We start from the raw sequence: 8216 nt of genomic DNA, 5'->3' as shown, positions 1-8216 counted from the left end.
CTGGCGGGAATGAGTTTGGGGAAGCAGAAATCAAACAACAGGCAGTTAAAGAGGTTAAGCCTACCAATCAAAAGGAGTTTGTTCCTTATGATAAAGAGCTTACTCTCTATGCTAAAGCAGACAAAACGGTACAAGCCGGTGAAGCAAGTATCGTCGTTGAATTCGTAACCAATCACTAAAATTGAGAGGAGAGATTTATTAACTCTCCTTCAGTTTATGAAGTAGAAGACTGTACAGAGAGTTGTAAATTAAGGGCAGATAAGACAGCAACTAAAGTAGAAAGCTTGGGGTCACCCGTTTTACTTAAGGAGCGATATAATCCACTGCGTTCGCGATTGGTTTCTTTTGCTAAGGCGCACATATTTTGAGAGCGAGCAACGATACCAATGGCATCCGCTATATGAGAGGCGTCACCGGTTTTGAAGGCTTCATTGAGAAATGCTTGTTGTACTTCAATGTCTTCAAGATATTCTTCTGGTTTAAATGGGGTTATTTTCATCACTGTACTCCTCTTTTAACTTTAACGCTTGTTCAATATCCCTTTGCTGCGTTGATTTATCTCCACCGCATAACAAGAGGATAAAATCAGAGCCTTTTTTTGTGAAATAAATTCTGTAACCAGCACCATAGTGGATACGTAATTCACCTATGCCATTAAAAAATTTAACATCACCCAAAAGTCCTTGTTTTAAGCGTACAACACGTTGAAGAATAATCGCTTTAGCCTTTTTATCTTTGAGTTTCTTAAGCCAATTATCAAATTCTATCGTTTTATGAATGAATATCATTAGTGCATTGTAGTGCACATAGTATGTAATGTCAAGTTAGTTATAATTTTTGTATCACTGGAAAGGTATTTTGATGACGCGTCAATATATTCGGGTTAGGACAGGCGGACCAATACCGGCTAGTCAAAATGTTTATCGCCATAGAAAAACGCTTTCACACCTCATATCTGTTATTCAAGATGAGATTGACGATATTACGGACGAGTATGTCGCACAAATCCAAGAAAGTATTTTTGCTGCTATTCGTTTTTGTGAGAGAGAAAGTTTTTACTTTAATGAAAGCCGTGATGTGGTGTTTGAAACACGGGCAGGGAAAGGTATCTATGATGCAACGGACACTCACCATATCGAAACAGCTGTTAAAATAAGGAGCGTTTATCTTCGTTCTGATCCACATCATAAGATTGAATTAGAGCGCAGGAGTCCTTTTTCTCTAGAGTCTTCGTTATCATCAGAGCAGCGAGGAACACCGGTTTGTTACAGTTATTTTGATAGGAAATTGCATCTTTATCCCACACCGGATAGAACGTATCAGATTCAACTCATCCTCTCTCCACAACGTTTATCCGAGATAGAGAGTGTTGATGAAGAGCACCCATGGTTTGTGCATGGGTTTGACTTGATTAAAGCACGTGCAAAATATGAACTTTACAAGAATATTCTTAAAGATCCCGATTGTGCAACGGCAGCTTATAATGACTTTACCGAGCAGTTGCATGAATTGCGTGCAGAGACGTCTAAACGTCATAACGTCACGCGGATAATTCCAACGGATTTCTAAAATGGTTTATTTTCCAATCGCTGATTACCGCCCCGATGTTGCGGTCGTCAATGGCAGCTTTACGGATACGCTTGTGAATGTTTTACCGGCAGATGGAGGCTACATTCCGATGCCTAGTGCAATGGTTGTGTCTCATCCTTTGGAAGAAAAGCCTTTGGGGTGTATAGCATTTCGAAGTGGTAATGGGGTTAAGATTATCGTAGGAGGAGCCAAAAAGCTTTATAGTTATGATAGTCAAACGCAGGGTTGGAAAGACATAAGCCAAAGTGGTGTGACTTATCATGCAAATGAGGATAATCAATGGTCATTTGCCTTGTTTGGTCAAAGAGTTATTGCGGTGAATAAAAATGATAAACCGCAAGTTTTTCATACCCATAGTTCTGAACGGTTTGAAGATTTAGGAGGTAGTCCACCGAAAGCAGGATTGGTCAAGGTTTGGGGCCCCTTTGTTTGTTTGATGCAGCTTACAGATCATCCTAATCGTATCCATTGGTCTGGTTTGGAGGATGCAACCCATTGGACAGTTAAGCAGAAGGATTGTGATTTTCAAGATTTTCCGGATGGAGAATACGTTCAAGGGGCAACGGAATCGAGCAATCCCATTATTTTTATGCGTTCTGCGATTTATGCAGGAACTTTTGTTCCGGGTTCTAAGATAGTCTTTACGTTTCAGAAGATTCAAGACAAGCGCGGAGCCCGCAGTGCAGGTTCTATAGCTTGTCGAGGCAGTGATGCTTTTTTTGTGAGTGATGGTGGCTTTTATCAGATGAGTTTTGATGGTCAACTTTTACCAATAGGCTTTGAGAAAGTTGATAGAACGGTTTTTAAAACCTTTGATAAATTTGCTCTTGATGAGATGCAAGGAGTGATAGACCCCGTTGATAACCGGATTTACTGGTCATTAAAGAGAGGCAATAACGAGCAAACGACCTTTGTTTATGATTGGGGATTACAGAAATGGTCGACGCTACAAGGAAAGCCTTTGACGTTGTTTCCAGTATTTACGACAGGTTATACTTTGGAGCAGTTAGATGAGATCTCGATCAATCTTGAGACATTGCCGGCTTCTTTAGACAGTCCCCGTTGGCAAAGTGGGGCTCCTATGCTTGGTGCTTTTGATGAAAACAATCGTCTTGTTATGTTTACAGGGGCGTCCATGGAGGCAACGGTTGTTTCGCAAGAGATGGGGGCACCGGATGGAAGTTTTAACTTTATCACGAAGATGTTTGCAGAAGTTGATACGACGCAAGGTCTTTTAAGTATCGGAGAACGTCGTCTTCGCGATCATCAGACACCGATCACATGGCATAAAGAGAGAGAATGTTCCTATGCTACGGGTGCTTATCATGGTCGTTCGCGCAATCGTTATCACCGCTTTAAATTGCGCATTCCTAAAGATGAATCTTGGACAATGATAATAACGCATTATATATAAAAACACAATAAAGTCAATAGCTTGTGTGTGATTATTTTATATGAATCCACTTAGGAATCCACATTTTTATACGTGATTCATTTGACCATTTTTTATATAAGATTGCCACGTATGAATAGACTATAAAAAGCAAATCATAAAGAAGTTTAAGAAGAAAAAACAACTTCAAAATGTCCTTCAAGCGTTTTAACTTCTTTCGGATTAACAATAATCTTGATATCGTTTCCCAATTTTGCCAAACACTCAAGCATTTTCATTTCACTAATCCCTCGAAATTCTCCACTTAAAAGTTTAGACAATTTGGGTTGCGTCATTTTTAAAAGTTGACTAGCCTGTTTTTGTGTTAAGTTCTTTTCTTTAAGAATTTGACTAATCTTATGAGCAAGTTGCGCTTTGATAAGCATCTCTCTGGAATCAGAAAAGCCAAGATCCGCATAAACATTGGAACTACCGTGAAAAACATTGATCATTTTAATTCCCTTCTAATTGTTCTGCTAACTTGAGACGTTCTTTGATCAGATTAATGTCTGGTTTTGGTGTTGCAATGCCAAGGGTCGATTTTTTCTGAAAACAATGCAACACATAAAGAGATTTTTTATACTGTATCGTATAAACAGCGCGATAAGTTCCTTGAATATCGCGTTCAATAATTTCTAGAACATTGGCAGATCCAAACCCCTTGAGAACCTTAACATTTTCTCCTCTATCTCCTATCTGAGCAAGATAAAGAGCATAACCAATCCTTTGTTGAATAAGATCAGGAAGACTTTTTATATCTTTGAGTGAAGAACCAAGCCATATGATACGTTTTATTTTACTCATGATTATTAATATACCCATATGGGTATATTTTCAAGTGGTTATTTTAATTTTGTGATTTTTTTATAACTATTATTAATAAAATTGACTTGATAAAAATGGTAACAAAAAACCATAATTGTTTATTTGTTTTATGAAAAGCTGCTTTTAAAAACCAATGCTCGTAAATGTAAAAAACCGTTTTGTTATAAGATATTCACTTAATATGCATGTTCTTTTGATTGGATTGTTAAAGCTACCGAGCCTTTATAGGCTCTGTAATTCAAATGAGTGAGTAAAAATTGTATACAACATTTACGTTTCTTTTGATAAGTTTTTATATCTCTCATAGATCGCTTGCAATATGATACGTTTTGTATATATGCATTCATTACTCCATTGTGGATGATTCATTTTAATCATTAGAATAGACATTTGAAAGCCGCGTCATATTAATTGGCACGGCTTTCTTTTTTTAAACTCTCTCTTTTATGATATGTTTTAAACAATGTATCTTATAATGCGTTTATAGCCATTAAAGGCGCCCCCCATGCCGTTCTTTATTCTGTTTTATCAGTTATATTGACAAGCTTATCGCTTTCATAAACCTCACAATTTTTGGGAACCAACCTTACTTTGCTTTTTTATTGATTTTTGCATTGCCATAAGCACGCCCCCAGACCTTGGCATGATATGAAACCTTGGCATTGCCATAAACAGAGCCATAAATCTCACAAGAGCCCCCCACGCTAGCAGAGCCATAGACCTTGCCATAAATTTTTGCACGACCATTAATAACAGCATAATTATAAACCTTTCCATGGCTATAAATGCAAGCCGAGCCAGAAACCTTGGCATGACCATAGACTCTTGCATAACTAAAAACCGCAGCATCATAAGAAACATGCGCATGGTCATAAATATGAGCATCAGCAAAAACGCGGGCAGTGCCACTTACATGAGCATTACCATAAATATTCCCATAAACATGCGCATTGCCATAGACAAAAGCATGGTCATAAATTTTTGCATATTGAGAGATAAAAGCCCTTCCATAGACCTCCGCATTGCCATAGACATGACCACAGACTTGAGAATAATGGCGTATTTTTGCATTTTCATAAACACGGGCATAGCCATAAACCCATGCATTATCATAAACCCAGCAATTGCCATCATGGGATAGGTTAACTTCCTTTTCAATAAAGCCACCTAGATCGCCAGCTTTGATATCATCAAAATCTTTTAAAGCTTTAATGCGATAAAGGTTAATAATATTTCGAGTAAGAGCATGTTTGATTTGTTTAATTTCATTGGTTAATTCATATTTTTTGCACATAAGAATACCCTCACAATCTAATGTGATAAAGATTTGCTAAAATTTGGAATGGAAGAATTTGATTAGAAAGCAGGCGCCCCCCGCACCGCCCGCGTCTTATTTACGCAGCATTATTTTTAATAATCTTTACAACGTGATCGTTTTCATAAATTTCACAATCTTCAGGAATCCCATATGCATAGTAAACGTTTTGTTCAACATATGAATAACCATCTCTTTTTAATCTTGCATTGCCATGGACCAAACCTCTAATGGTGTGATAACCAGTCACTTTTGCATTCCCATAAACAGAACCGTAGACCTTAACATACCCACCCACGCTAGCATTGCCATAGACCTTGCCATAAATTTTTGAAGAGCCACTTACAACAGCATGATTATAAACTACCGCCTTGCTATGAATACGAGCACTTCCTGTTAATTTTGCATTCCCATAAACCCTTGCATGATGATAAACCCAAGCATTATCAGAAAGATGCGCATTGTCATAAACATGAGCATTTGCATAAACGCGGGCGCGTTTACAAACATGCGCATTGCCATACACAAAGCCCATTATAATGGCGTTATTAGAAACCTTGGCATTTTCATAAATATAGGCAGGATTTAAAACAAGAGCTTTATCATAAACCCAGCAATTACCATCATGAGAGAGGTTGCTTTCATTTTCAATAAAGCCGCCTAAATCACCAGCCTTAACATCAGCAAAGTCTCTTAATGCTTTAATGCGATAAAGGGTTTGATTATTAAATACACGTGTCTCATTTGTGAGTGCAAACTTTTTTTGCATGACACAATTCCTTTATAAGAAGATTTAATTTTTGAATGAAATGTTTAAAGAGGGGCGCCCCCGCTGCGCCCGCGCGTCATTTACACAGTTGTAAAAACAATATCACCAGTGATAACAGATTCTTTATAATTGCCACCAATTTTGGTATCACCACCAATCTCAGTATAGCCAATTACCTTGGCATTGCCATAGACATGAGCATCACCATGGACCTTGCCATAAATTTTTGCATTGTCATAAATGCGAGCATCATCATAAACCTCAGCATTCTCAGAAATTAAAGCATTATTGGAAACCCGAGCGCCACCATAGATCTTGCCATAAACCTTAGCATTGTCACAAACACAGCCCCTATCATAAACATGGGCATAACCAGTCACTATAGCATTCCCATAAACCTTGGCTTCTCTATTGACCATAGCAGCGCCACAAACATGGGCATTATCGCAAACCCTAGCGTTATCAAAAACTATAGCATTTTCATAAACATGGGCATTATCATAAACTTGAGAGCTTCCTAAAACACGTGCTTTATCATAAATCTCAGCATTGCCATAAATTCTAGTTTTATCAAGAAACTTGCCATAAATAGTGTCATAAATTTTTGCATTTCCATATACTTTAGCATGTCCGAAAATATCACCATAAACCAATGCGTTCTCATATACTTGCGCATTGCCATAAACCTCAGCTCTAATATGCACGCTAGCATTGCCATAGACCCTTGCATTTTCATAAATTTTTGCAGATCCAGTAATTTTTGCATTGTCATATACATGGGCATTATCGTAAACACGTGCATCCCCATAAACCATGGCATCCCCCCCGACCCAACAATCACCATTATGAGCTAAATTTGCAACCTTATGTATAAAGCCGCCTAGATCACCAGCTTTTATATTAGCAAAATCCCTTAAAGCCTGAATGCGATAAAGAGTATAATCACCAACCTCTATTGTCTCACCTGTAAATTCATATTTTTTTGCAGGCTGTTGCTTATTAACAGAGGCGGTTTCATTTGAAATGGAAGAGATAACGGAGGTGTTTTTTGATATAGTTTTCATAACTAAATCCTATCGATTATACAGTTTTCAATTGACAACCCTATAAGGGCGCCGGGCGTTTGAAAACACGGTCGATAGTCCGTCGTTACACTTTTCTCATAAAGAGTATTGTATGGTGTAACTACACCCGACAAAGCTCTCATATACTAACAAAAGCATAAAAGAAAGTCAGTTTTTATAATAGGATTAGGTTTTATCGCAACCCTTTCGCTATCGATTTAGTGTTTTCAATCACTTGATTATTTATATAACAAAATACGTATTTATTGTCAAATATTATTTTATATTTTTTGATATTTTTTTGTATTTTTTAAATACGTTGTGTATTGATAATATCTTATGCTTATTAATTTCTTCTTTTATATTTATGTGCTTTTAAAGATATATTATGGGCTTTCTTAAACGATTGCGTTATTTTTGAATCTATACATTTATAATATTTAGAAACGCTCTCATCATGCGTATTTTTATCTTTATAACCTATCATGTTTTTTACTAAATGGTTTTTAAAGATTTCTGTTAATTTCTTTTAATAACACATTTGCAACTTAACAGCTTTTTATAGGGACTGTTTTTATAACCAATCCTTTCATTTGCATATGAATATTCAAGTTTACTGTTTTTATGTATTCTCTATAGCTGTTATTTGCTTTATAGCCATGGCATTATTTTTCAGTTTCATAAGAGAAATGATAAATAAGATAATTGTGATTTATAAACCGTTATGAAAACATCTCAATAGAAACTGATAATTATAGAGATCAGCAAAATAGCTTTTAATAGACCGTGTCAGTCTTGTCAGTTCTTTTTAAAGCCTATATTATTTTTTTAAAATGAGTAAAAATTAAAAACATTATATTTTAATAGGTTAATGTCTTTAAAACATAATTCATATCAATTGTACAATCTTTAAAGATAACCAATGATGTGAATTGATTAAAATGTGCTTTATGAAAAGCGTATGAAAGTAAAAACTGATTACGTTATTAAAATCCCTTGTATGAATTTTTATCAGTTTATTTAAATAGATAACCTTATGATTTTAGTGAGTGATTAAAACACGTCTTAAAAAAACATGTGATCCTTTAAAGCCTTTCAAAAGATAGTTTGTAACTCATAAGAAATGCTATCAAGACGTATTTATAGATTAAAGGTTGGTACTTAAAAAAATAATAAGAGTAAAAAGTTATTTTAAAACATATTAAGTGAATTTTCAAAAGA

At 36.0% G+C, this 8216-nt stretch carries 8 protein-coding genes and 1 pseudogene; 2 read left to right on the top strand and 7 right to left on the bottom strand.

Annotation, left to right across the window (positions count from 1 at the left end):
* Nucleotides 1-214: 214 nt before the first annotated feature.
* Nucleotides 215-499 carry an addiction module antidote protein gene (locus PVV57_RS09255; RefSeq protein ID WP_273783945.1) on the bottom strand — a complete coding sequence of 95 codons (285 nt, stop codon included), beginning with the start codon at nt 497-499 and terminating at the stop codon, nt 215-217.
* Complete coding sequence (locus PVV57_RS09250; protein WP_273719623.1) at nt 480-788, bottom strand: type II toxin-antitoxin system RelE/ParE family toxin; 309 nt, start codon at nt 786-788, stop codon at nt 480-482. The genes PVV57_RS09255 and PVV57_RS09250 overlap by 20 nt, the downstream gene beginning before the upstream one ends.
* A gap of 73 nt (nt 789-861) precedes the next feature.
* Between PVV57_RS09250 and PVV57_RS09245 the strand changes: the two genes are divergently transcribed.
* Nucleotides 862-1569 carry a hypothetical protein gene (locus PVV57_RS09245; RefSeq protein WP_273783944.1) on the top strand — a complete coding sequence of 236 codons (708 nt, stop codon included), beginning with the start codon at nt 862-864 and terminating at the stop codon, nt 1567-1569.
* Nucleotide 1570: 1 nt separating this feature from the next.
* On the top strand, nt 1571-3004 hold the full coding sequence (locus tag PVV57_RS09240) for a hypothetical protein (RefSeq protein ID WP_273783943.1): 1434 nt from the start codon (nt 1571-1573) through the stop codon (nt 3002-3004).
* A gap of 146 nt (nt 3005-3150) precedes the next feature.
* Here PVV57_RS09240 and PVV57_RS09235 read toward each other — a convergent pair whose 3' ends face one another.
* From PVV57_RS09235 to PVV57_RS09215, 5 genes and pseudogenes are all read right to left on the bottom strand, one after another.
* Complete coding sequence (locus PVV57_RS09235; protein WP_015856199.1) at nt 3151-3474, bottom strand: helix-turn-helix domain-containing protein; 324 nt, start codon at nt 3472-3474, stop codon at nt 3151-3153.
* Nucleotide 3475: 1 nt separating this feature from the next.
* Nucleotides 3476-3826, bottom strand: a complete 351-nt coding sequence (locus PVV57_RS09230) for a type II toxin-antitoxin system RelE/ParE family toxin (protein ID WP_273783940.1) — start codon at nt 3824-3826, stop codon at nt 3476-3478.
* A 536-nt stretch (nt 3827-4362) separates the two neighbouring features.
* Nucleotides 4363-5141: pseudogene (locus PVV57_RS09225) on the bottom strand (hypothetical protein).
* A gap of 100 nt (nt 5142-5241) precedes the next feature.
* Complete coding sequence (locus PVV57_RS09220; protein WP_273783938.1) at nt 5242-5931, bottom strand: hypothetical protein; 690 nt, start codon at nt 5929-5931, stop codon at nt 5242-5244.
* Between the two features lie 80 nt (nt 5932-6011).
* Complete coding sequence (locus PVV57_RS09215; protein WP_273783937.1) at nt 6012-6995, bottom strand: hypothetical protein; 984 nt, start codon at nt 6993-6995, stop codon at nt 6012-6014.
* Between the last annotated feature and the right edge of the window lie 1221 nt (nt 6996-8216).

This window comes from Bartonella sp. AU15XJBT (assembly GCF_028618615.1).
Taxonomy (GTDB): domain Bacteria; phylum Pseudomonadota; class Alphaproteobacteria; order Rhizobiales; family Rhizobiaceae; genus Bartonella.
Note: the sequence above shows the minus strand (reverse complement) of the source record. Positions and strands in the feature narration are given on the sequence as shown.